The following is a 23,567-nucleotide window of genomic DNA, read 5'->3' as shown; positions in this document are numbered from 1 at the left end:
GGGAGTCTTCTTAAAGCTTGGTTAATGAAATGAAAAAGCATCCCATCGTCATTGAAGGGGATGCTTTAGTCCGTTTTTTAATGCCACCATTTTTCAACAGGGAAGACCTCATCTCTAACCGTCACGCTTTCTCCTATTCTTGGGAGCGTGATAGAGACGCCGTGTTTTTTCGCTTCTTTATGAGCGCGTTCCGCAGGATCATTCCAGTCATGAAAAGACAGGGTAAAAGCTGCCCAGTGCACTGGAATTAATGTGCGTCCTTTAACATCAATATGAGCCTGAACCGTTTCCTCCGGCAGCATATGAATGGCCGCCCAGCGTTCATCGTATTGTCCGCATTCCATCAGGGTCAGGTCGAAGGGACCGTACTTTTCGCCGATCTCTTTAAAATGAGGGCCATATCCGCTGTCACCGCTGTAAAAGACTTTATTGTAACGGCCGATAAACGACCACGAGCACCATAGTGTTGAATTGCGGTCAGTAAGACTGCGTCCAGAGAAATGGCGTGCAGGTGCGCAGACTAGCTTAAGTCCTTCAAACTCAATTTCATCGTACCAGTAATGCTCGCTGATCTTTGACGGATCAGCCCCCCACCGTTCTAGATGGCCGCTCACACCGAGCGGTACGAAAATACGGCGTGCTTTATTTTTCAGCTTTTTAAAGGAGTCATAGTCCAGGTGGTCGTAATGGTCATGTGAAAAAATAATGGCATCCACCTCAGGTATACTGTCGATGTCAAACGGCAGTGTTTTGCTGAAACGCTTATTTCCAAACCACGGAAAAGGAGTAGGGGCGCTGCCGAACATTGGGTCTACAAGCAGAGTCTTGCCTTCGATTTCTAATATAAAGGCTGAATGTCCGATCCAAGTTACGCGAGCTTGTTCGGCCCCTAGAGGCTGTCCAAATTGAAACGGAACAACAGGAACCATGCTCGATGGCGTCCTGTGCGGATTGCCTTTCATATAATCTCTCAGCATAGAAAATATAGAAGAAGCGTTCATGTCCATGTTCGTTGTAATCTGATTCTCAAACACCTTGCCATTAAAATTCGGCAGGTTTTGCATCACCTTCAGCTTCTCACCAGAAGTGCGGGAGCCAAAAGCCGGGAAAAAACGAAAAAACAGAACAACCGCCAGTACGATCAAGGCAGCTGCAGCCAATGCCACTATCATATTCATTTCCTCTTTCTTACACGTATTTGAGAATATCATACACTTTTTTGGGGGTACGGTACCATTTCAGCGCATCCGGTGATATCACCTAGGTAGAAGGAAATGGTACCGTACCCCCATCTTTTCCCGCTTTATTAATTGTTATCCTGCTGTAACTTTTCTGTCATGTTGTCTTGATAGAATGAGCGGGTGAATCTTAGAGAGCAGAGGAGAGGATTGTTTGAAGAAGGTAACAGCAGGATTAGTTATAGCAGGGTTTTTAGCGATGAGACCAGAGGTAGGACATGCGGCTCTTGGAGATCAGAAGCTGAAGCCGGAGATGCAGCACGCAGAGGTTGAGGATTTACAGAAGATTTTAAAACAAAAAGGCTACTTTACATACAGCGGTGACACGACAACATATTATGGCACATACACAACAGACGCGGTTAAGAAATTTCAGCGTGACCATGGGCTGACAGCAGATGGAGAGACAGGGAATTCAACATACAAAGCTCTTGGAGTTTTCAGCAAGCCTGCAATGGTTGAGACAGCCAAGAAATACGAAGGAACTCCTTATGAATGGGGAGGGGAAGACCCAGATGGCTTTGACTGCAGCGGTTACCTAAACTACATTTTTGACGAAGCGGCTGGTATTGATCTGCCGCGTACAGTGAAAGAAATGTATGGCACGGGAACGAGTGTGAGCTCACCGGCAGTCGGGGATATCGTATATTATGATATTGATGGCGGCGGACCTAGCCATGCTGGAGTGTACATTGGAAATGGTAAGTTCATGCACAGCGGTTCATCAAATGGTGTTACGACTGCAGATATGGATAGCTCATACTGGGCTCCCAAATACGAAGGTGCAAAACGATACCGATAATTAAACTAAAAAAGGGGCTGGCGCCCAGTGCCAGCTCCTTTCCCTATTTTTGCTCAACAAAATATTGATCCTTGCGGTAGCATAACGCTTCCATGGAGGCTACGAGCTCCCCGTCGCTTTCGACACGGATTTTGTACCACGCTGTGCGGTAGTTCCGTTTCTCTTCTACAGCAATGGCACGCAGTACAGAACCGCATTTGCCAGGTGACATAAAGTTGACCGTCGTGTTCAGGCCGACAGATGTGCGGCCGTACGAGTTGCATGCAGCAGCAAAAGCGTAATCGGCAAGAGCAAAAATGACTGCGCCATGAGCGGTGCCGTGTGAATTAAGCATATGCTCCTTTACTTCAATTTCAGCAGCTGCTGTACCCGGACCAAGTGCTGCCAGTTTCATGCCGAGAAACTTGGCGTAAGGCTCGTTTTCAAACGCTGCCGTGATCTCATCTAAATGCTGTTCATGAATCTCCAGTTCCGTTTTATTCATCGTAACCCTCCGGCATATTTTATTTATTACATTACTAATTCTATTAAATAAAAAAGATACCTTTACGGAGATTTATGCATACACTTTAACGGGTATAAAAAAATGGACATTATCTGGACAAAAATAGTCGTTCAGGTACTGCTTTTTCACTTGAAATTTTGGTAACATAAGAGAATGAAATAAAGAAAGGAATGCAGCTATGAAACAAAAAAGGGCTATAAAGAAAGAAAGCCTGCAGAACACAGCAGAGAAGCCCCGATACATAACTGGACTAGATGGAATAAGAGCCATAGCTGTACTTGCAGTCATCGCCTACCACCTGAACTTTCAGTGGGCATCCGGCGGACTTCTCGGAGTAACGGTATTTTTCGTTCTCTCAGGCTATTTAATTACAGACCTATTAATATCGGAATATAACAATAATGGTAAAATTGACTTAAAAAACTTTTGGATCAGACGCGCTCGCAGACTCCTGCCCGGAATGTTTACGATGCTTCTTGTCGTCATGTCGTGGGTGACATTGTTCAAACAGGAACTGCTTACTAAGCTTTGTGAAGATGCGCTTGCTGCCATTTTTTATATAAGCAACTGGTATTATGTGTTTCAAGATTTGTCTTACTTTGAAAGTTTCGGTGTTACATCGCTTCTGACTCATTTCTGGTCATTAGCGGTTGAAGAACAATTTTATATTATATGGCCATTGTTTATCGGCCTTTTATTAAAGCTGCCTAAAAAGCTAGTATTCTCATATACACTGATGCTCGCCATCGTATCAGCGCTTGCGATGGCTGCCATGTATGAGCCGGGAGCAGACCCGAGCAGAATCTATTACGGAACAGACACACGAGCGTTCTCACTCTTAATAGGAGCAGCTCTCGCTATGATATGGCCGAGCCGAAAGCTGTCACAGAGCGCGCCAGCTTCTGCACGTATTTCAATGGATCTGACAGGAACTGCTGCACTGCTCGTCATATTGTTTATGATCTGGCAGACGAATCAGTATCAGGACTTTTTATACCAAGGCGGGATGGTCATCTTATCAGTTGCCTCAGCTCTGCTAGTCGGAGCCGTTGCTCATCCGTCCAGCACATTGAATAAAGTGCTCAGTCTTCAGCCGCTGAAATGGCTCGGACTGCGTTCATACGGCATTTATCTTTGGCATTATCCAGTCATCGCGCTGACAACGCCAAAAGTAAACGTTGAAGGGCCTAATCCTTTGCTGATCACTTTCCAGCTGACACTTATCCTTCTGCTTGCAGCGTTATCCTACGCGTTTATCGAAATGCCGATCCGTCATGGAGCGATCACAAAAACGTGGCATATGGTCAGACGCGGCGAATGGCAAGGCAAGGTCGGCTATTACAGTAAGTTTGTCACGGTCAGCGGAATTATCCTTATGCTCTGTGTCATCTCTACACTAGGAGTGGTTTCTGACCGGATTGTAAAAGCGTCCAATCCAATCAATGAAGTGTCATTGCCGTTGATTGGTCCAATAAAGGAAAAAGAAGTGCCGGCAGATAAGCCGAAGGAGCCAGAAGAAGTAAAGCCTGTTCCTCCTAAAGAGTCACGTGATAAAGACAGACCTGAAGAGCGAGCGCCTGCTTCAAAGCCTCCAACACCTCCAAAGCCTGCTGAGCCGGCAAAAGAGGTAAATAAGGATGCGAAGATTACAGTAATCGGCGACTCAGTCATGATTTCGGCCGCTGCTTATCTTGAAGTTGAGTTTCCGCGTCTGAAAGCGGATGGAAAAGTCGGCAGGCAGATGGAGGATGCCCACAGCATTTTTCAGCAGCTAAAAAGCTCGGGCCAGCTCGGCGATTATGTTGTCATCGAACTTGGAACGAACGGTCCCTTTGACAAAGAGCAGTTGGAGGAGCTGCTTGATCTAATCGGTGAGAAGAGAGAAGTTGTCCTCGTAAACGTACGCGTTCCGCGGCCATGGCAGACGGTCGTTAACGAAGTGCTCAGCGAAACAGCAGCAGAGCGCGATAATGTGACACTTGTTGATTGGTATGGAGCCAGTGCCTCGCACGCTGAATACTTCGGCGGCGACGGCGTTCACCTGACAAAAACAGGGGCAAAAGCTTTCACAGACCTGATTATCAAGGAATTAATAGAAGTGACGAATTAAATCTGACCCAGGATGCTTATGCGTTCTGGGTTTTATTTTTGTTCCAATAAAAGGAATTATCCTCTATTAATCTAATTTTATAAACAGGAGGGAATTTCTATGAATAATGTAAAAGACCAATATAAAACGTCGGAAAATCTTGATATACGTATTAACATTCATCAAAAATACAGCACAAATAAAGAAGACTGGCACTTGTGGCTGTTTGATCAATATTCTTTTAAGCCAGGAAGCCGCATTTTGGAACTTGGCTGCGGAAACGGAGCATTTTGGGTTAAGAACAAGCATCGCTTGCCAGACAGCTGTGAGATTACACTTTCCGATTATTCGGAAGGCATGCTGGCTGATGCCAAGAGCAGCCTTCAGGATTTGCCGAATTTTCATTTTCAGCAGATTAATATTGAAAACATTCCGTATAAGACGGACAGCTTTGACGTGGTGATCGCTAATCATATGCTCTATCATGTACCGGACCCCGGTAAGGGAATCTGTGAAGTCCGCCGGGTGTTAAAGGACGGAGGCATTTTCTACAGTTCAACGATAGGCACTTCTCATTTGAAGGAATTTGGCATGCTGCTGCAGGAGTTTGATGACACCATCCATTACGCATCAGCATATGATCATGCCAAGGTGTTTGGTCTCGAAAACGGTGAGAAGCAGCTTTTGTCACATTTTAACAACGTCGATTTAAAAACTTTTCCGGGTGACTTGAAAATCACGGATTTGCGAGCTGTTATAGATTATCTGCGCTCTACGCATACAGAAGCGAAGGAAAAGCTGATCGGAGAAAAAGTAAACGCGTTTGAACGATTCCTTCAGCAAAAAATGGTTGAAGGGGGAGGCTATATCATGATTACAAAATCGACCGGCCTGTTTGTATCAAAATGAAAATCATATATGCTCTTATAGTCGGAGGCGCACTGCTAATGGGCGGCTGCAGTAAAGAAGAATTAGATCCTAAAGTACAGGGGGCGAGACAGTTAAATAAGATGTACGAAAAAGGAAAAGAACAAGCGCTGGCAGCAGCGAAGGAAATGCAAAAAGACAAGAAGGATTTTATTATTGATGTGAGCGGTCCAATGATATGTACATATGAGAAAGAAGGGAAGCAGGACGGTCTAGAGTTTAACGACTATAAAATTCAGCAGACCTTTAATGGAAGCTTTGATAAAAACGTCGATGTGTATGCGTCTAAACTTCCGGTAGGTACAAAAATTTCTGGGAAAGCCAATTCGGAGCTTCTTTACACAGAATCAGGATCTGTTTATAGCTGCAAGTATTACAACGGAGATTAAGCCAAAGACCCCTTCTCAAAAGAAAAGGGGTCTTATATTTCAGCATGCGGTGATTACCAGCTAGAGCTTTCGTGCTGCTTCTTTTTCTTTTTCTTCTTTTTCTTGAAGTTCCAGCAATCGCCAGAAGAACTGGATGAGCTGGAAGAACTTGATGAACTAGAAGAACTAGAAGAACTAGAAGAGCTTTCGTGCTTATGATGGCAAGAGCTTTCCGGTTTCCATTGCGGGCTTTCGGGCTTCCATTGCGGACTTTCCGGTTTCCATTGTGGGCTTTCGTGTTTGCAGTGGCATGAGCTCTCATGCTTTGAAGAACTTTCGTGTTTGCACCAGCAAGGGAGGGAAGAGCTTTCGTGCTTGCAATGGCAAGATGAGCTCTCGTGCTTCCAGTGCCAGGAGCTTTCGTGCTTGCAATGGCAAGAAGAACTTTCAGGCTTGCAGTGCCAAGAGCTCTCGCATTTTTTATGCTTATTCCAAGACATATGTGACACTCCTTAAAAACGGTCGATGTGTAATACAAATATGCCATTTGGTATTACCCTCTATTTTATGCAGTGATGGGACAGGGTGTATGAATAAATGTCCCATTACAAGAGCGGATTTTTACATAAAATATACGCCTGAAGTCTTAGAGCACATTACATATGCGGGTCAATGGAAGTTATGCAGCAGATGGGTTATGGTAAAACTAGTAAAATAAACAAGCTCTTTTAATATGATGACGAAACCCTGAACGTTTTTTTTTCGTATAGTAATCAAAGAGTTGAAGACAGGAGTCGATAGCTATGAACGGATTTCTGGCATTTGCCGCACGGACGGGGCTTGCTGTTCCAAGTTCGGTCACCGTCTGGCTCGTCAGTTTTTTCGCTTTTGACCAAACCTTTTTGTTATCATCGGCAATCGCCACAGGCGGCGGTGCAGCTGTTTATACAGGGGCTTCAGTTTATATGAAGCACCAGTTTCTGAAAAAGCATCACCTTACACGCAGTGAGTATCTTTATATCCAGAAAAACCTGCGTGAAGCTAAGCCAAAGATTTTCCGGCTGCAAAAAGCGCTTTTTTCCATCAAGGACATATGGTCATTGAAGCGGAGAATTGAACTCGTGCGCATCGCCCGGAAAATACACAATCTCACAAAAAGAGAGCCAAAGCGGTTTTACAAGGCGGAACGATTTTATTTCACCCATCTTGATTCAGCGGTTGAACTTGCTGAAAAATACGTGTTTTTGTCCAGCAGCCCGAAAAAGAGCCGCGAAATGAGCCAGTCACTTGTAGAAACAAGCCGTACATTAGAGGAATTGACTGAGACCATCGAGAAGGATTTATATCATGTCCTTTCCGACGACATGAGCGATTTAAAATTTGAACTGGACGTTGCCAAGCACTCCATCAAATCCAATAAAGATTCATCCATTCCAGAAGAAGGCAGGCGATTATAATGAGCGAAAACAAAGCGCCTCTATTTGATGACAGCGATCTAATGAATGATCTTCTGTCCGATCCTTTCGGCGACAGCGCTGAAAAAAAAGAAGTCCAAAAAAGCAATAATGAACCGATCCGTCTAATTGATGTCATTCCTGAAGAAAACCGGGCAAAGGCACTCGAACTGGCAGAGCGCATTGACCCCAAAAACCATCAGGCGATGATCACTTACGGTGCACCCGCGCAATCCAAGCTGCTGTCTTTCTCAAACACGATGCTCGATCAAGTGAAAAAGAAGGATGCAGGCGAGATCGGAGTAATTATCAGCGACCTGATGAAAAAGCTGCAGGAAGTAAACCCGGAAGAGCTGAAATCAGAGAAGACAGGGCTAATAAGCCGCATGTTCGGAAAAGTAACCGGTTCCGTTCAAGAGGTGCTGTCCAAGTATCAAAAGACTGGCGCACAGATCGACCGGATCGCTGTAAAGCTCGACGGAAGCAAGAACGTCCTGCTGTCTGACATCGTCATGATGGAAAAGTTGTACGAGCATAACAAAGAGTACTTCCAGGCGCTGAACGTATACATTGCGGCTGGTGAAGTGAAGCTAGATGAGCTGAACCAAAAGACGATTCCTGCGCTGCGTAAAGAGGCTGAGGCTTCAGGAGACCAAATGAAGTTCCAGGAAGTAAACGACATGGTTCAGTTCGCTGACCGATTGGATAAAAGACTGCACGATCTGAAGCTGAGCCGTGAGATTACCATTCAGAGTGCGCCGCAAATCCGTCTAATCCAGAACACAAACCAGGCATTAGTTGAAAAAATCCAATCATCGATCATGACGGCAATCCCGTTATGGAAAAACCAAGTGGCGATCGCACTGACGCTGATGCGCCAGCGTTCAGCGGTTGAAGCACAAAAGCAGGTTTCTAAAACAACGAATGAATTGTTGCTGAAGAATGCTGAGATGCTGAAGACAAACACGATCGAGACGGCGAAAGAGAACGAACGCGGCCTGATCGATATTGAAACATTAAAGAAAACCCAGGCTAATTTACTTTCTACATTGGAAGAAACGCTGAAAATTCAGGAAGAAGGCCGAATCAAGCGCCGTTTAGCTGAAAATGAGCTTGCGGATATGGAAATTGGATTGAGACAGAAGCTGCTGGAGATTAAAGGCGAGTAAACAAGTTGAAAAACGAGCCCCGAAGGCAGACTTCTGGGCTCTTTTTTTGAGTGTGTGGGGGTTTGCGGGTCTAAATCTGGATTTGCGGGTCAAAAGTGAAGATTCTCGGGTCCAAAATTAAATTTACGGGTCAAAATCAAATTTTACGGGTCTAGCCCCTAACAAACCTACAACCTGCTATCAAAAACAGCATTAGGACATCTCTTCTTAAGTTCATCAATAAACAGCTTCTGGTTCTTGGGCGATATTTTCACGCTTCCCGTCCAGCCGGTTTTATAAAAGACTTCAATACTGTTCCTTGATGAATGCATACGAAACCCCGTGTATATATTGTCAACGGGTGCCACCTTTGTTATATCGCTGTATAAAATCCGGCTTTTTGCCGGTCCGCCTTTAACAAGCAGATATTCATTATGGAGAGTATATTTAAAAAAGAAACTTACCCAGAGGATAACACCCATAGTGAAAATATATAATGAACTTACTGCAGTTAGATTCTCAGCTGTCAGATTTTCTTTATCAAACCATAAGGGGATGAATAACGAACATCCCACCACAAAAAGTGTCACAAACATTAGGATAACAAAAAAACGATCTCTTTCTGCAGTGAATGTCATTAGAACAAGCCCCCATATCAGTTGATTAAATAATAATACGAAGCAGAGCTGAAAAAGTATTCATTTACTTCGCCTTTCGCTCTACAAGCTCCCGCTTAGCCCGCGACAGAGCCAAGAACTCCCCATCCAGCTCAACAAACCGTGGATTATCTTTCTCAATCATACAAAGCTCCCCAAGCACCGCGTTCAGCTTCGTATCAAGCACCATCAGCTGTTCTTCAATAGACTCCTCAGAAACACCTTTAACAGCACTCTTATTTTTCCGCTCCTCATATTCCTGAAGCCCCATTTCATGACGGCGAATCACACCATCTTCAATAGCAAGCAGCTTATCACACAGCTTCTCCATAAAATACGTATCATGGGAAACAACGAGCAGAGTACCATTATACTGGCTCAGTGTTTCTTCCAGCTGCTCTCGGCTTGGGAGATCAAGGTGGTTCGTCGGCTCATCTAAAATAAGCATGTCATAGTCACTAAGCAGCATACCTGTAAGTTTCACACGTGTCCGTTCTCCAAGACTCAAGCTGCTGACCTTTTGCCGAATCTTACTCTCATCCAGCCCAAGGTTAGCGAGCATCGTCCGTGCCCGCAGGATCTCATCGCGATTTTCAAGCCCAAGTGCCTCGATCGTTGTTTTCTCTGGATCCAAATCACCGACATCCTGGCTCAAATAAGCCACCTTAAGGGTAGGGCTCCGCCACAGCTCGCCGCAAGAAGCGTTCTGCTCACCAAGCATCATACGAATCAGCGTTGTTTTCCCAGAGCCGTTCCTCCCAAGCAGGCCAACACGCTCGCCATGCTTTACGTAAAAGTCAGTATCCTGAAAAAGTGTGACGCCGTCAAATTCCTTGCTGAGCTTTTTCGCCTCAACAATCCTTTTGCCTCGCTTTTCACCGTTCTGGAATTGAAAAAACACAGACGCTTCATCTTTCGGCTTCTCAACCCCGGTCTTGCTCATCTGCAATGTTAGGCGCTTTAGCTTCGATTTTACACGTGCCTCTGTTTTCTTTGCTTTCGCACGGTGAAACTCCTTTAAGCCCATCTGCCGGCTCTCTGACGAAGATCCGCCTTGTTTAGTAGAATCCCGGTGTCCTTTGGCAGCCCATTCCTTGTATTGCGCCATCTGGTTCTCGACTTTTTCCTTATAGCGCTGCTGTGATTCATAGTGCCGCAGCTGAATCTCGTGCTGCCGTTTTTTCTCATCACGGTACGCCGTATAATTCCCGTCATATACTTGAACCTTTCCAGCCTCAAGCTCCAGCACACAAGAAACTGTCCGATCCAGGAAATAACGGTCATGAGAAATGATGATCGCTGTTCCGCGAAATGCCTCGAGCTGCTCGACAAGCCATTTCACACCATCCAAATCCAAGTGGTTCGTCGGCTCATCAAGAATAAGGAAATCAGGATCCGATGCCCACACATTGGCCAGCGCCAGCTTTAATTTTTCCCCGCCGCTTAAATGGTGCAGCTTTTCCTGATTCCAGTGATTCGCTTTTTGCAGTCCAAGCTGGCTCGTGTGTTCGTAAACATCTTCACTGCTCATCATCTGCGTAAAATCATTGACCGTATAATCCACCGATTGATGAAGATAACCGATCTTCAAATGACGGCCGAACGTATCAATGGTTCCAGCCTCAAAATCGAGTGCACCTGTCAAAATCTCAGCGAGTGTCGTCTTCCCGGTACCATTAAAGCCGACAAGGCCGGCACGAGCCCCCTCGTTCAGTTCAAAAGACACATCACCTAAAACTACTTTATTTCCAAAGCTTTTCTTTATATTTTTCACTCTTAAAAAAGGCAAACTCATAAAAAAACCTCCCCGATTGCCCGGAGAGGCTACAGCTGCTTATGCCAAAATAGACGTATGCAAAGTAGACATACCTAATGATATGTACTTTCACAAACGATATCGGCAAAAATGGGCAGACGAATCCTATTCTCCAGGCGTTGATTTTTATTTAAATCAGCGTTAGAAAATAAGATTAGCTCCACATCGGCCCAACTTTCACCCTTTCGTTACCATGAATTAACAACAGTATAGTCGAGATGGAAGGAAAATGTCAAAAAAATTGCCGGAAGAATTTTTCTTCTGGCAATTTTTATTATTAAGAATCACAGCCTGTGCCGTCACCATCACGATCTAAGTGTTTACCATAACCAGGTTCGCCTTGGTGTACCGGAGCAGCGCCAGCAGCACGTGCTGCATCACAGTTTTTAAAATACACATTTGCTGCAGCAGCTTCCTGCTTGCGTTTGTCCTCAGCGGCACGGGCAGCAGCTTCTTGTTTACGCTGTTCCTCTGCAGCACGGGCAGCAGCTTCTTGCTTACGCTGTTCCTCAGCTGCGCGGGCAGCTGCTTCTTGCTTGCGTTTTTCCTCAGCAGCGCGAGCAGCCGCTTCTTCCTTGCGTTTTTCCTCAGCAGCGCGGGCAGCCGCTTCTTGCTTGCGTTTTTCCTCAGCAGCACGAGCAGCAGCCTCGTTTTCCTTTTTGTCAGCATCATCGTTAGTTGCAGTTGTTGTAGCGACAGTTTGTATCTCCTTTTTCTCACTTTTAGCAGAATCTTCATCAGGAGAGAGGAGAATGATTAGTGCTATGAAGAATATAGAAGCATACGTAAGTGATGAAATCGTCATTTTCCACCATTTGCGGCTTCTATAGCCAAGAATTTTGTTATACCATTTTCGCATCTTGACAGAAAATACGATACCTTGAGCAGAAAGTTCTTCTACAAACTTTTTGCCTGAGCTTTTCAACACGAGCGCGCCTTCATTTGTAAGGATTTCTGTTTTTATTGCGTAATGGTCTGCCACTGCTTCTGAAAAGAATGCAAATGGCCATGCTACGATCTTTTTCGCTCTACGTTCTTTGTCGTTATATTCATAAAGCCAAACGAATTTATCGACTACAATAAAATTACCTTTCTTTTCTTTTTTGTCTTTATAAGTTGCTTCGATAATTAATTTGTAATCAGGATGCTTTTCCTTTAATAGTCTTTCTCCATTCTTTGAAAAGCCCAGATCGTCTCGTTTCATCAGAAATGATGTGATTTGTACATTATTCTTTTTAAGCTCTTCTAGTTTTTCTGCGTGAAGAAAGTAGTCAAAGTTATGAGTTACAGTAGTAAGAATTTGCTGGTTCGGACTTATGATTTTCTTTTCTAAAATATCAAAGAATTCCTGAGAATCATCATCTTTCTTAATATCATCAAAGTTTCTTGTAGAACGGGAAACCCTTAAAGTAAGTTGCCATTCAGTCTTATCTTTTCCGTCAGGTCTTATATCAATATCATTAATCTTCTCATAAGGAATTGAGAAGTTTTCTTGCTTAGAAAAGAAATGAAGCTGGGCATTAGTTAAAGCAAGAACACCTTTTATCTCACGTCCGCTTTTCTTATCGCACTCTGCCTCGATTATTTTTATTACAGATTCTCCGTCTGGTATTAAGCTATATAATGCGTGCTGAAGCACCTTGTCATATTTTCTTGAAGCAGCTTGTTGAGATAAAGTAGGCTTATTGCCAATCCAGTTTTGCATTAATGTATCCTCCATTAACCTGAAAGTTATATTTGAAAAATGTATATTTTGGAAAACCTCATTAATTATATAACATTTACAAAAACTTTCAATTATTAATTTGCATAAAAGTGAAAATAAAACAATTCAGAAATAATAAATGGGAGGATGTTTACAAGGTGAAATATAAACAAAAGGATTTTTCACAAGAGCTGTTAAACAAAATTGAGCAATTCGAACAAAGTTTAAAAGATTACGTCCCTGCATTCCTAGCAAAATACAGACCTGTATTAGAGGGAGAAAAGCTTGAACTCGAAGCCGAGTTTGTGCGTGAAGGCGAGGAACCTTTCAAACCGGGTTACCGGTCTGAACTGTCAATCGGCGTGCTGGATGGTACAGGTGAATTGCTGGATTTGCATACTATTCCAATTTGGGAATGCACGCGATCTTTTGTCAGCGTAAAGGGTGAGCTGATAGATGAATCAATAGAGGATGTACATCTTGAACTGAAAGAGTACATAGAAGAATGGATGGAGTCCGAATAATAGAGCCGAACATACAAGATATGCAGTTATAACACCAAATATTCATGTTATTTATATTAAAAATTCTTGTGAAAAAGTCATTAGCATAGGAGCGTCCCGCATAGGATAGGAGGATTATACCTATATCACTATAGAAACGGACGGGACGCGATGAAAATGAGGAAGCTTGTTATCTTTTTGCTGTTTTTGTGCTTCATGTTTGTGTTAGTGAAGCCAGCGTCTGCTGCTGCGGCGCCATCAACGTACATCATCATCAACAAGTCGAACAACCAGCTTGCGTATTTTCTAAACAACAAGCTATATAAGGTTTTCCGTGTGGCGACGGGCCGCCAGCCATCCTACACACCGGAAGGATGGTTCAAGATCGTTAATAAAATCACTAATCGTCCGTATTACTCAGGCAACATCCCAGGCGGCGATCCGCGCAACCCGCTCGGCAACCGTTGGCTTGGCCTCAACGCCCGCGAAACATGGGGAACAACGTACGCCATTCATGGCAACAACAACTCCAGCTCCATCGGAAAATATGTCAGTGCCGGCTGCATTCGCATGTACAACAACGAGATCCTCTGGCTGTACAATCGAGTCCCTGTCAACACGCCCGTCATCATCACTACTTCAGCAAAAACCTTTCCAGCACTCGCCACCGCCTATGGATTTAAAGTCACAAACGGCTCACCAACTGTGCCGGTTACTGCATCTCAGCCCGTCCTGAAAAAAGGCAGCAAAGGAGAAGACGTCAAACGCCTGCAGCGCCGCTTAACCGATCTCGGCTACAGCACAAAAGGAGTCGATGGTATATTTGGCGCCAATACAGAGGCAGCAGTGAAGAGATTTCAGAGTGCTAAGAAGCTGAAGGTGGATGGGGTTGTAGGGGCGGCTACTTGGAAGGCTTTGAGGAAGTTTTAATAAGTTTATAGGTATGAGATAGCAACGGGTTATTCCCGTTGCTATTTTTATGATCTTTTAATTCGTTAATTCTTATAGTAACCTTACATATATGAAAACTTTTCCAATAATAAGCTAGCCTAGAACTAGAATAGGAGTTTTTATGGATACTGAAAAGAAACTAATTATCAACTCAGATAAAGAAAACCTACTCACAGAGCTAATACGTTCAATGAACGAATGTATCAGCTTTTATTTCAGTGTGGCGTTCGTCAATTACAGCGGACTACAGCTTTTGCTCGATCCGTTAAAGGAAGCGCAGGATAGAGGGATTAAAGGGAAGATCATCACGTCTACCTATCTAAATTTTACGGATCCTAAGGCGCTGGAGAAATTAAAAGAGTTTGATAATGTTGAGCTTAAAGTCTTTGTGACGGATAAGGAAATTGGCTTTCATACAAAGGCTTATATATTTGAGTACCGTGACAGTTATAAAGTTATCATCGGTTCGTCTAACATTACGCAGAGTGCGTTGAAAAGTAACGTGGAGTGGAACGTTGAGGTAATTGCGAAAGAGGACGCATCTTTTATTCAAAAGGTTCTTAAAGAATACAACGCTCTATGGGAATATAGCTCTGAGGCCAACGCGGAATTGATTCAAGACTATGAAGAGTTTTTAAAAACACTTAAGAGAACGCAGCCTGTACAGCAATCGATCTATGAAAAGAAAGAATACATCATTCCGAACAGGATGCAAAAAAGAGCGATTGAAAACTTAGAGCGACTCAGAGCCTTTGGCGAGAAAAAAGCTCTAGTCATTGCAGCGACAGGTACTGGTAAAACATATATGTCTGCTTTTGACGTTAAGAGATATTCGCCGAAAAAGGTTTTGTTTGTCGTGCATCGAGAGGAAATCCTGAGGAAAGCAAAGGAAACCTTCGAGAAGCTATTACCGAATGATGGTTTCACGTTTGGTCTATTAACCGGGAATCATAAGCAAAAAAACGTGGATTATTTATTCGCGACAATTCAGACTTTGTCTAAGTGTTATGAAGAGTTTGCTAGAGATGAGTTTCAATATCTCATTATCGATGAGGCGCACCATGCTACAAGTCCATCCTATCAAGGGGTATTGAATTACTTTGAGCCTGAGTTTACCCTTGGAATGACAGCAACTCCAGAACGTAGTGACAGTGGGAATGTATTTGATCTTTTTGATAACAACGTAGCCTTAGAAGTCCGACTTCATGAGGCGTTGGAGGACGAGCTTGTCATTCCGTTTCATTACTTTGGAATCACCGACATTGAAACAGTTGATTTGAGCGATGTTTCAATAGACGATATTGCGGAAGTAACGAAGAGATTGAAGGTCAACGAACGTGTGGATTTTATTATTGAGAAAATGAATTTTTATGGACACGACGGCGAAAAGCGTAAGTGCCTAGGTTTTTGTGCAAGTATTGATCATGCACAATACATGGCGAGTGAGTTCAACAAACGAGGATATAACAGCGTCTGTTTGTTTGGAGAGCATTCACCAGAGCAACGAGAACGATACATAAATAGATTGGAAAACGATGATGACGATTTAGAATTTATTTTTACAGTTGATATCTTTAACGAAGGGGTGGATATTCCTTCTGTTAATTCCGTGCTGATGCTGCGGCCAACGAATTCCCCGATTGTTTTTATTCAACAGCTGGGGCGTGGACTTAGAAAGCATGCGAATAAAAGCTTTCTTACTGTCTTAGATTTTATCGGTAATCATAACAAAACGTTCCTTATTGCACTCGCGCTTAATGGAAGTCGTTATTATGATAAAGAGAGTTTGAAGGTTGCCATTGCTACTGGATTTGCAAATATTCCAGGCTGCACGCATATACAGATGGACAAGATATCGCAAGAACGTATATTAGAGCAAATTGATCGAGAGAATTTCAGATCATTAAAGTATTTAAAGGAAGAGTATTTTGAGTTTAAGAAGCTAAACCAAGGTCTAATCCCTTACTACCTGGTGGACTATTTGAAATATGATGGTGCACCCGATCCGGTTAAGTTTATTGATAAGGAAAAATCGTATATCCAGTTTGTAGCGAAAGTGGAGAAGGATGAAGGTTTAAAAAATCTATTATTAGATATTGAGTTTGAAAATGTAGTGAAAGAACTTTCAAGCAAGCTTCCGCTTAAAAGAGTCTATGAGTTTGTAATCCTAAGGTACTTGCTTGATCATGATTACATCGATGTCGAGACTGCTCAACACGAAATACTGAAAATAATTAAACATGTGGATTTGGATAGTATCATTCACGCATTTGAAACGTTAAATCAAAATTATTATGATGTTGGACAAAAGAGCACCAAGTTGAAATTATGTGAATTAGATGGCTGGGTTTTGTCTAAAACGTCAGTATTTAAAAGGGTTATAGATAACGAAAATCAGAGAGCATTCATTGAGGACATTCTTACCTTTGGGATTTTTCGTTATGAAAAGGAATATAGAGAAGAGTATTATGGTGTTCCACACTTTAAGCTGTACGAACAGTACCAGATGGTCGATGCTGCGTTACTCTCTAACTATCGTAAAATCCATAGTTCATTTCGTGGGTCAGGACTAATAGCTAATGAGAAAGAATTCTTTCTCTATATTGATCTGCACAAAGAAGAAAGTATTAAAGAAAGTATTAATTATAAAGATATGTTTTTGGACGAACAGCATTTTCAATGGCAGTCCGTGAATAACACATCTCAAGCCTCAGAAAGAGGACAAAATATTATCAAGAACAAAGAACGTGGGGTAAATCTTCATCTGTTTGTAAGGAAATATAAAGAACTGGATGGGAAAACGGAGCCGTATATTTATATCGGCAAAGGGGATACCATTGCTTACGAAGGTGAAAAGCCGATTACGGTTACAATCAAACTAGAAAATGAAGTGCCAGCAAGCCTATTTAATGAATTCACGATAAAAGTGTAGCCTTCTCATTTTTGAGAAGGCTATTTTTCGTTTATTAACTGTTCTACTGCAGGAATGTCAGCAGGAGCCCACAATAACGAGGACAGATTTTCTCTTTTAAGCCAGATTAACGTCGAATGCTCATTAGGCTTTGGTGTGCCGATTGTAATTCTCGCCTTTAACGCGATTAAGTTAATCGTAAAAGCCTCATATTCGTGTGTATGATCGTTAAATAGCCCCTCTGTTTCAATGGTGCAACCTAACTCTTCTTCTATTTCTCTAATCAGCGCAGAAGATAAATCCTCTCCTGCCTCAACCTTTCCACCAGGAAACTCCCACATGTTTGGGATGGACATCTCTGGAGATCGTAGTGCACAAAGAATTTCTTTGTTTTCATTTTCTATTATTGCTGCAACGACTTTAACTAGTTTTTTCAATGGTTTCCTCCAACTTGCCTAAATTTCTTATTATATAGTTTAAAGGTTTTTGTCGAATGGATACAAGGACAAGTGACCGGATAAGGCGAATTAAAAAAATATCTGGTTAAAGAGGGAGTCTCATAATGAAATACAAGAAAGAACTTTTCCTGTTACTTCTGTATAGTACAGCTCTATTCTGGTCTTCAATGAATCCAGCTGATCGATTTACATGGTGGCTGGAAGTGATACCAGGGATAATTGGATTGTTTATCATAATAGCCACATTTCGCAACTACAAATTAACCATGCTATCTTACACCCTAATACTCATTCACTGCGTTATTTTATTTATTGGTGGACATTATACGTACGCGGAGATGCCTCTGTTTAATTGGCTAAAAGAAACGTTCGAGCTTGATCGCAACTATTATGACCGATTAGGTCACTTTGCCCAAGGATTTATACCAGCGATTATCATTCGTGAGATTTTATGGCGAAGCTCGCCACTCAAACATTCGAGGTGGATGCCATTTCTCGTGATTAGTACATGCTTGGCGATTAGTGCAGTTTATGAACTGGTTGAATTTGCTGTTGCGATTATGACTGGAGAAGCTGCAGAGGCGTTCCTCGGAACGCAACGGGATGTATGGGACACACAATGGGATATGCTGCTTGCCTTAATAGGTGCTAGCGTTTCATATCTATTACTTCAGCGGCTGCATGATAATCAATTAGAAAAAATAAAAACGAGGTGACCTACATGCTCTTCCACTACCACTTCTGGACCCCTCACGTAGAGGAAACAGAAAAATTTTATGTTAATCAAGGCTTCCGAATTTCTCTCCGAAATGGAAAGTATAACGGTGAGTTCCAAACGTTTAACCCCCCGCTTGCGTGGGATGATTTTCGGGATAAAGAAATTAAGTTCCGGATTATCGAAGCGCGTAAAGGCGCTGTGAATATCACGTTCGGCTACGGCAAGAAAGTTATATTCGATCATATTGGGTTTCTTGTCTCGCCGGCGGAATACCAGCAAATCTGCAAGAATGCCGAAGACTTAAACTGGAAGATTGACGGTGGTGAGCGGCGGACGTTCATTGCCACTCCATATGGCTTTAGGGTGGAACTGCAGACACATGGTGATGCAATCGATGGGACTGTAGAAGAGGCAGAGCTTAAGGAACTGCTGCTTACGGTAAAGAAACCGGAGATGAAGCGAGATTTAAATGATCTATTCGGCAGGGATGTTCCGTTGACAGCAGTTGTAGGAGATACGGTCACAGTTAATGAGGCTGTAATGACTGGAATGAAGGTAACAAGTATTCACGATCCTAATGGAGTCATGATAGCTATAAAGAGTGAAAGCCCCTCAGCTTAAGAGGGGCTTTCGCTTTTTATAAGTACTTTAGAAACAGCGCTTTTGCTTCTTCAAAAAAATTTTCTTGCAAGATATACGTATTAATATCCTTTAAGTAATCCAGTTTATGTTCTGGTGAGGACTTCACGATTTCTCCTGCCAATGAAAAATAGTTGATCCCTTCTGAAAGAACAGTTTCGTTTTTCGTTGTCTTATATTCAGTCAGGTTTATGATTCCGCCTAATAGTGCATCTTCATATCCAATCTTCTTTCCTTTTTTTCTTAACTCTTTAAAGCTTTCTCTGGCCAACTGGGTACTGTTGGATTTTATCATATTTTTAATTAATTGAATCTCACATTTATGTATGTAGCTTTCATTCTTTTTCTGTTCGTATGTGGTTTTTGCTTTAGTAAAACAATTTGTTGATTCATTCATGTCATTGATTTCCCGATAAAGCACACCTAAATTAAAATACACACCGGCCAAATGGTTGTTTTCATCTCTTGTTGTGAAAAGGCGTGATGCATCCAGGTAAGCAGCTATTGATTCCTGCAGTCTGCCAATATGACGGTAGCAGATGCCCAGTGTCATTTTAATCTCACCAAGTTTATGCAGTGTTGAATTATTTTCACCGCACTCCTGAGCATTCAATAGATAATAAATGGCTGTTTGGTACTCTCTTAAATATGTGTGATAAACTCCCATGTTGAAGTACGTTTCTACTGTTAAGTAGTAATCAGACGGATATTGATGAGTGAAATACATTGCCTTTGAAAAAGACTTAAAGGAATCTTCTATCTTATCCAGCTTAAAAAGGGTTGTTCCTAAAAAGTTATATAGCTTTCCCAACTGATTTTGATAGTTATCCTCATAAATTTTAATCGCTTTTAAAACATAAAGCTCGGCGTCCTCATAGTTTTTGTCAAACCAATTAATCCTCGCTTTAATCCAAAAGTATTTACCACGCTCAAAATTACTTAGCTTGCTCATCCACTCTCCAGTAATGCTCTCGAGCAATTGCTTCGCTCGATCCAGAGAATTTTCATTTAAATGCGATTCAATGTTATCCATTAAACTGATGATATTTAATTGATCGATAGCTTCGTTTCTCTCACTTTGGCCAATCAGGTATGAGATAGAGCAATTCAGCCGCTGAGCAAGCTTGTCGAGTGTATCTATGGACGGGCTTACCGTTCCTTTTTCCAGCTGGCTGATGAAACTGCGGTTCACAATTCCTTTAGCAAGTTCTTCTTGAGTGATGTTTTGTACGGTTCTCATTTCTTTAATTTTTATTCCGATTTGTGTGCTGATGTCCATGCTGTATCCTCCGGTTTAACAGTGTCTACCATAGTATAGTGGAGTTTTTGAAAAATTCCAAAAAGTATTTGACGATTGGAAAATAATACTATAATATGAAATTGTAAACAGTAATAACTATTGTTGTTACTAATAATAACAATTTAAATGTGAGGGGAATTAAATTGAAAAAATTAATGACAGGTCTTTTTGCATTAGCTCTAACTCTATCCGTTTTTTCAGGGGCAGTTTCACATCAAGCGGACGTAGGTACTGACGGAGAAGAAATTAAACCGTGGTCACAAACTTTATAAATAACGATCTGTTCATTCTGGTCTTTTCTGTAATCGCTTTCTCATTAGCTGTAAAAACAGTACAGCAGCTGAAACTGTTGAAAGTAGAAGTGGGTTATATGCCTGAACCTGCAGCGATTCAGAATGTAATTCAAGAAGATACATTAGTGGGAAAAAACCTATTAGATTATGTTCCGCTGGATTTATCCGATGGGGACGAGCATTATGCTGTAGCACTTACATCGTGTACTTGTTCGTATTGTCACTCGGGGATGGAAGAGCTAATAGCTTACAACCAATCAAAGTTAAAAATCTTCAACATTATGGAATGCAATGATTTAAATATTGCAGAGAATAAATTGGATTTTAAAGAGGACGTTGCAGCATTACATATGGTTAGCGATGACGTAATGTCGATGATGGGAGCTAGACAATTTCCGACTTTTTTGATTGTAGATCATACAGGGGAAATACTTCTTGAAAATACTTGGAGTAAACCGTTATTAAGAGCTATGAATAATAATTGAAAGGGGGTGAAATTATGTTGAAGAAAATTTTGGGAATTACATACGGACCAATCGGATGTAATGCTAAAGTTACAAGAAGTGTTTGCACACAGCAGGTATGCAGCTCTGGCAGTTACACTCGTATTAGAGAGTCCAGTACTTATGACAGCATTAGCGGTATTAAGTGCGCTACTTATTACTATTGCACTTGCTATGGTCAATAATTATTTACCAGGACCAGGAACTTTCTGGTCCTCATTTTCTTTTCAAAAGGGATTGTAACTAATGAAATGGGATGGATTAAAAAATGCATTTAAGCTGATACATATTCATGGGAAAAAATGGGCTCTATTTTCACTATTTACTAGAATACTAATGGGGATTTTACCCTTTGTATCCTTAAAGCTATTAGAGAAATTAGTAAATGAAGTTACTGGCTATCTTTCTAATGATTCACAAGGACTAAAAGTTATTTTTCTATTATTGTTTTTTCAATTCCTTGTGACAATTTCCAGAACCATTATTCAGCATGTAAATGAAGTAATGGATATGGAAATGGAATATAAGCTTGATTTTATTATAGGTAGAGCACTCTCTGAAAAAGCTGTAAAAGTACCATATCATAATTTCGAAAATGCTGAGTTTTATAATACCATTGAACGAATTGGCAATAACCAAGGAACCCGTATACTGAGTCCGCTCAAGCATTTATTAGATATATGTCAGGCGGTCATAAGTTTTGGGTCGTACATTGTTTTCCTAGCAATGGTTCATTGGAGCTTAGTAGTAATAAGTGTCATAGTTGCTGTGCCAACATTGTTTGTACAAGCTAGATATGGAAGTGAAAAGTTTTTCTTAATGAAGTACACAACAAAAGAAGCCAGAGAAGCAAATTTCATTTCTGCATTATTTCAAAACAAAGAAGGAAACAAAGAGATACGTCTTTTTAATCTAAGTAACTATTTGTTATCCATGTGGGAACGACTTACGCTTTATACCAATAACAAGGCGATTCAGCTGATGAAACGAGAAAAGCGGACTCTTATTATTTTAGATAGTCTAACGGCTTTAATGTATGTGGGAGCAAGCTGGATCATTATTAATTTGCTTCGCTCAAGCAAGCTTGGAGTAGGGCAATTTGTTTCTATCGGTCAAGCAATTCAAGGAGCTCAGGGTGTCATAAACTCCGCGGCTGTCAGTCTCGCCCGAATTTACGAAGAACAGCTATACTTAAATGATTATTTTTCTTTTATGGAACATGAAGATGAAACGTTTATTAAGCCTGCTTCGACATGGATTGATACAAATTCAGCTATTACGATCAGTAATGTGAATTTTTCCTACTCAGATCAGGGAAATAACGTGTTGAAGAATATAGATCTAACGATTAAAAAAGGTGAAAAGATTGCCATTGTAGGGGAGAACGGCTCAGGAAAGACAACGCTGGTAAAATGTATTTTGGGTCTGTATCCGATTACGAATGGTGACATTTACGTTCATCAAAAAAATATACAAGCGATGGAACCGCAAGAAATCAGTGATAGATTTTCAGCGATCTTTCAGGATTTCATTACCTATCCTTTTTCATTAAGAGAAAACGTTGCATTCGGGGATTTAAAACATTTGAATAATGATGAACTGCTGCTAGAAATGTGTAAACAGAGCGGGCTGTCCAAAAAGATTGAGAGTTTTCCGGATGGGTTAGACACAAAGTTAGGAAAGTTTTTATACGAAGGCAGTGAGGAACTGTCTGGCGGACAGTGGCAAAGGCTTGCCATCGCGAGAGCTATTCTTAAGGATTCGGATATCTTGATTATGGACGAGCCAACATCTGCACTTGATCCACTTACAGAGATGGATATCTTTGCGAAGCTGGACAGCATGGCAAAAAATAAGACAGCGATATTTGTGTCACATCGCATGGCAGCAGCGAGATTTGCAGATCGCATCCTTGTGATGAAAGATGGAGAAATCATAGAATCTGGCACACACGAGGAATTAATCAGCAAACCATCGGAATATAGCCAGTTATTTAATCTTCAGGCAAAGTGGTACGCCTAATCATAAAAGACATTTTGAGGAGAAATATGGACTACTTATTATGGTTGTTTCAGATCACAGTAGGAATCGTTTTTGTTGTCAGCAGTTTAAGCAAAGTCTCTAAATGGCAGGAACATAAACGGCTTATGCAGGATTATCAAATATTACCTGCAAAGCTTGTGCCAGCATCTGCTGGAGGATTATTTGTGTTTGAATTAGTAATAGGATTTTCGTTGATTTTAAATATTTATCCATCTGCCATATTATCGGCCTCCATATTGCTCATGGGAATCTTTACTGCAGCCATTCTTATTAACCTATTGAGGGGTCGCAATGAAATCTCTTGCGGGTGCGGTGGTGTTCTAGGTAACCATAAGATATCATGGTGGCTTATCCTCAGAAACGTGGTTATTACAGCCGGTTTATCTGTAAGCTTATACATTGAAAAAGAGATTTCCGTTATATCGTATGAGTATGGAACTCTGCTAATCATGAGCGTTATCCTCATCATTGTATTTTTAACGAGCAAGAATTTAGTAAACATCAGCCTAAAATCAAAAGAACTGGCAGGAGAGAGGTAGT

22 protein-coding genes are annotated in these 23,567 nt (G+C 41.7%); 15 read left to right on the top strand and 7 right to left on the bottom strand.

Going from position 1 to position 23,567, the window contains the following annotated elements:
- Positions 1-77: 77 nt before the first annotated feature.
- Entirely contained in the window at positions 78-1,064 is a 987-nt protein-coding gene (locus CGZ90_RS16560) for an MBL fold metallo-hydrolase (protein WP_379675197.1), read from the bottom strand.
- A gap of 328 nt (positions 1,065-1,392) precedes the next feature.
- On the opposite strand from CGZ90_RS16560, the gene CGZ90_RS16555 reads away from it, so the two are divergent.
- Entirely contained in the window at positions 1,393-2,040 is a 648-nt protein-coding gene (locus tag CGZ90_RS16555) for a C40 family peptidase (RefSeq protein WP_094253635.1), read from the top strand.
- A gap of 43 nt (positions 2,041-2,083) precedes the next feature.
- On the opposite strand, the gene CGZ90_RS16550 is transcribed toward CGZ90_RS16555, so the two are convergent.
- The gene (locus CGZ90_RS16550; protein ID WP_094253634.1) at positions 2,084-2,524 is read right to left on the bottom strand and encodes a hotdog fold thioesterase; all 441 of its coding nucleotides are present in this window, start codon (positions 2,522-2,524) and stop codon (positions 2,084-2,086) included.
- 199 nt (positions 2,525-2,723) lie between these two features.
- Here CGZ90_RS16550 and CGZ90_RS16545 point away from each other — a divergent pair, with 199 nt between their 5' ends.
- The 5 genes from CGZ90_RS16545 (at position 2,724) to CGZ90_RS16525 (ending at position 8,552) form a co-directional block, all read left to right on the top strand.
- Positions 2,724-4,655 carry an acyltransferase family protein gene (locus tag CGZ90_RS16545; RefSeq protein ID WP_094253633.1) on the top strand — a complete coding sequence of 644 codons (1,932 nt, stop codon included), beginning with the start codon at positions 2,724-2,726 and terminating at the stop codon, positions 4,653-4,655.
- Positions 4,656-4,754: 99 nt separating this feature from the next.
- A complete protein-coding gene (locus tag CGZ90_RS16540; RefSeq protein ID WP_094253632.1) occupies positions 4,755-5,543 on the top strand; it encodes a class I SAM-dependent methyltransferase in 789 nt (262 codons plus the stop codon).
- 38 nt (positions 5,544-5,581) lie between these two features.
- Positions 5,582-5,950 carry a hypothetical protein gene (locus tag CGZ90_RS16535; protein ID WP_094253631.1) on the top strand — a complete coding sequence of 123 codons (369 nt, stop codon included), beginning with the start codon at positions 5,582-5,584 and terminating at the stop codon, positions 5,948-5,950.
- Between the two features lie 782 nt (positions 5,951-6,732).
- Positions 6,733-7,386 (top strand): 5-bromo-4-chloroindolyl phosphate hydrolysis family protein, encoded by a 654-nt coding sequence (locus CGZ90_RS16530; protein ID WP_094253630.1) that lies wholly within the window; start codon positions 6,733-6,735, stop codon positions 7,384-7,386.
- On the top strand, positions 7,386-8,552 hold the full coding sequence (locus CGZ90_RS16525; protein WP_094253629.1) for a toxic anion resistance protein: 1,167 nt from the start codon (positions 7,386-7,388) through the stop codon (positions 8,550-8,552). Before CGZ90_RS16530 ends, CGZ90_RS16525 begins: the two co-directional genes overlap by 1 nt.
- A gap of 167 nt (positions 8,553-8,719) precedes the next feature.
- On the opposite strand, the gene CGZ90_RS16520 is transcribed toward CGZ90_RS16525, so the two are convergent.
- The 3 genes from CGZ90_RS16520 to CGZ90_RS16510 form a co-directional block, all read right to left on the bottom strand.
- A complete protein-coding gene (locus CGZ90_RS16520) occupies positions 8,720-9,169 on the bottom strand; it encodes a PH domain-containing protein (RefSeq protein ID WP_094253628.1) in 450 nt (149 codons plus the stop codon).
- A 64-nt stretch (positions 9,170-9,233) separates the two neighbouring features.
- Positions 9,234-10,982 (bottom strand): ribosomal protection-like ABC-F family protein, encoded by a 1,749-nt coding sequence (gene abc-f / locus CGZ90_RS16515; RefSeq protein ID WP_094253627.1) that lies wholly within the window; start codon positions 10,980-10,982, stop codon positions 9,234-9,236.
- Between the two features lie 298 nt (positions 10,983-11,280).
- Positions 11,281-12,708: an excalibur calcium-binding domain-containing protein gene (locus tag CGZ90_RS16510; RefSeq protein WP_094253626.1), complete on the bottom strand. Its 1,428-nt coding sequence runs from the start codon at positions 12,706-12,708 to the stop codon at positions 11,281-11,283.
- A 158-nt stretch (positions 12,709-12,866) separates the two neighbouring features.
- Here CGZ90_RS16510 and CGZ90_RS16505 point away from each other — a divergent pair, with 158 nt between their 5' ends.
- From CGZ90_RS16505 to CGZ90_RS16495, 3 genes are all read left to right on the top strand, one after another.
- Positions 12,867-13,232: a hypothetical protein gene (locus tag CGZ90_RS16505; protein ID WP_094253625.1), complete on the top strand. Its 366-nt coding sequence runs from the start codon at positions 12,867-12,869 to the stop codon at positions 13,230-13,232.
- 156 nt (positions 13,233-13,388) lie between these two features.
- Positions 13,389-14,141, top strand: a complete 753-nt coding sequence (locus CGZ90_RS16500; RefSeq protein ID WP_094253824.1) for a L,D-transpeptidase family protein — start codon at positions 13,389-13,391, stop codon at positions 14,139-14,141.
- 142 nt (positions 14,142-14,283) lie between these two features.
- Complete coding sequence (locus CGZ90_RS16495) at positions 14,284-17,094, top strand: DEAD/DEAH box helicase (protein ID WP_094253624.1); 2,811 nt, start codon at positions 14,284-14,286, stop codon at positions 17,092-17,094.
- Positions 17,095-17,114: 20 nt separating this feature from the next.
- Here the strand turns inward: CGZ90_RS16495 and CGZ90_RS16490 are convergent, their stop codons facing one another.
- A complete protein-coding gene (locus CGZ90_RS16490; RefSeq protein ID WP_094253623.1) occupies positions 17,115-17,510 on the bottom strand; it encodes a (deoxy)nucleoside triphosphate pyrophosphohydrolase in 396 nt (131 codons plus the stop codon).
- A gap of 125 nt (positions 17,511-17,635) precedes the next feature.
- On the opposite strand from CGZ90_RS16490, the gene CGZ90_RS16485 reads away from it, so the two are divergent.
- The gene (locus CGZ90_RS16485; RefSeq protein ID WP_094253622.1) at positions 17,636-18,247 is read left to right on the top strand and encodes a DUF2238 domain-containing protein; all 612 of its coding nucleotides are present in this window, start codon (positions 17,636-17,638) and stop codon (positions 18,245-18,247) included.
- Between the two features lie 5 nt (positions 18,248-18,252).
- On the top strand, positions 18,253-18,870 hold the full coding sequence (locus CGZ90_RS16480) for a hypothetical protein (RefSeq protein ID WP_094253621.1): 618 nt from the start codon (positions 18,253-18,255) through the stop codon (positions 18,868-18,870).
- 16 nt (positions 18,871-18,886) lie between these two features.
- Here CGZ90_RS16480 and CGZ90_RS16475 read toward each other — a convergent pair whose 3' ends face one another.
- Positions 18,887-20,167: a helix-turn-helix transcriptional regulator gene (locus CGZ90_RS16475; RefSeq protein WP_094253620.1), complete on the bottom strand. Its 1,281-nt coding sequence runs from the start codon at positions 20,165-20,167 to the stop codon at positions 18,887-18,889.
- 164 nt (positions 20,168-20,331) lie between these two features.
- Here CGZ90_RS16475 and CGZ90_RS21235 point away from each other — a divergent pair, with 164 nt between their 5' ends.
- From CGZ90_RS21235 to CGZ90_RS16460, 4 genes are all read left to right on the top strand, one after another.
- A complete protein-coding gene (locus CGZ90_RS21235) occupies positions 20,332-20,460 on the top strand; it encodes a hypothetical protein (RefSeq protein ID WP_276206773.1) in 129 nt (42 codons plus the stop codon).
- Entirely contained in the window at positions 20,442-20,966 is a 525-nt protein-coding gene (locus tag CGZ90_RS16470) for a hypothetical protein (RefSeq protein ID WP_094253619.1), read from the top strand. Before CGZ90_RS21235 ends, CGZ90_RS16470 begins: the two co-directional genes overlap by 19 nt.
- A gap of 264 nt (positions 20,967-21,230) precedes the next feature.
- On the top strand, positions 21,231-23,006 hold the full coding sequence (locus CGZ90_RS16465; RefSeq protein ID WP_094253618.1) for an ABC transporter ATP-binding protein: 1,776 nt from the start codon (positions 21,231-21,233) through the stop codon (positions 23,004-23,006).
- 26 nt (positions 23,007-23,032) lie between these two features.
- Positions 23,033-23,566: a MauE/DoxX family redox-associated membrane protein gene (locus CGZ90_RS16460; RefSeq protein WP_094253617.1), complete on the top strand. Its 534-nt coding sequence runs from the start codon at positions 23,033-23,035 to the stop codon at positions 23,564-23,566.
- Position 23,567: the final 1 nt, after the last annotated feature.

This window comes from Fictibacillus aquaticus, assembly GCF_002245695.1.
Taxonomy (GTDB): domain Bacteria; phylum Bacillota; class Bacilli; order Bacillales; family Fictibacillaceae; genus Fictibacillus; species Fictibacillus aquaticus.
The sequence above is the reverse complement of the archived record's forward strand: the minus strand, read 5'-3'. Positions and strand labels throughout refer to the sequence as shown.

Coding starts and splice junctions, on each gene's coding strand:
- CGZ90_RS16485 (WP_094253622.1), top strand. CDS start 17,636: ATGAAATACAAGAAAGAACTTTTCCTGTTACTTCTGTATAGTACAGCT.
- CGZ90_RS16550 (WP_094253634.1), bottom strand. CDS start 2,524: ATGAATAAAACGGAACTGGAGATTCATGAACAGCATTTAGATGAGATC.
- CGZ90_RS16480 (WP_094253621.1), top strand. CDS start 18,253: ATGCTCTTCCACTACCACTTCTGGACCCCTCACGTAGAGGAAACAGAA.
- CGZ90_RS16540 (WP_094253632.1), top strand. CDS start 4,755: ATGAATAATGTAAAAGACCAATATAAAACGTCGGAAAATCTTGATATA.
- CGZ90_RS16460 (WP_094253617.1), top strand. CDS start 23,033: ATGGACTACTTATTATGGTTGTTTCAGATCACAGTAGGAATCGTTTTT.
- CGZ90_RS16560 (WP_379675197.1), bottom strand. CDS start 1,064: ATGCAAAACCTGCCGAATTTTAATGGCAAGGTGTTTGAGAATCAGATT.
- CGZ90_RS16530 (WP_094253630.1), top strand. CDS start 6,733: ATGAACGGATTTCTGGCATTTGCCGCACGGACGGGGCTTGCTGTTCCA.
- CGZ90_RS16500 (WP_094253824.1), top strand. CDS start 13,389: ATGAGGAAGCTTGTTATCTTTTTGCTGTTTTTGTGCTTCATGTTTGTG.
- CGZ90_RS16495 (WP_094253624.1), top strand. CDS start 14,284: ATGGATACTGAAAAGAAACTAATTATCAACTCAGATAAAGAAAACCTA.
- CGZ90_RS16520 (WP_094253628.1), bottom strand. CDS start 9,169: ATGACATTCACTGCAGAAAGAGATCGTTTTTTTGTTATCCTAATGTTT.
- CGZ90_RS16475 (WP_094253620.1), bottom strand. CDS start 20,167: ATGGACATCAGCACACAAATCGGAATAAAAATTAAAGAAATGAGAACC.
- CGZ90_RS16545 (WP_094253633.1), top strand. CDS start 2,724: ATGAAACAAAAAAGGGCTATAAAGAAAGAAAGCCTGCAGAACACAGCA.
- CGZ90_RS16465 (WP_094253618.1), top strand. CDS start 21,231: ATGAAATGGGATGGATTAAAAAATGCATTTAAGCTGATACATATTCAT.
- CGZ90_RS16510 (WP_094253626.1), bottom strand. CDS start 12,708: ATGCAAAACTGGATTGGCAATAAGCCTACTTTATCTCAACAAGCTGCT.
- abc-f (WP_094253627.1), bottom strand. CDS start 10,982: ATGAGTTTGCCTTTTTTAAGAGTGAAAAATATAAAGAAAAGCTTTGGA.
- CGZ90_RS16525 (WP_094253629.1), top strand. CDS start 7,386: ATGAGCGAAAACAAAGCGCCTCTATTTGATGACAGCGATCTAATGAAT.
- CGZ90_RS16535 (WP_094253631.1), top strand. CDS start 5,582: ATGGGCGGCTGCAGTAAAGAAGAATTAGATCCTAAAGTACAGGGGGCG.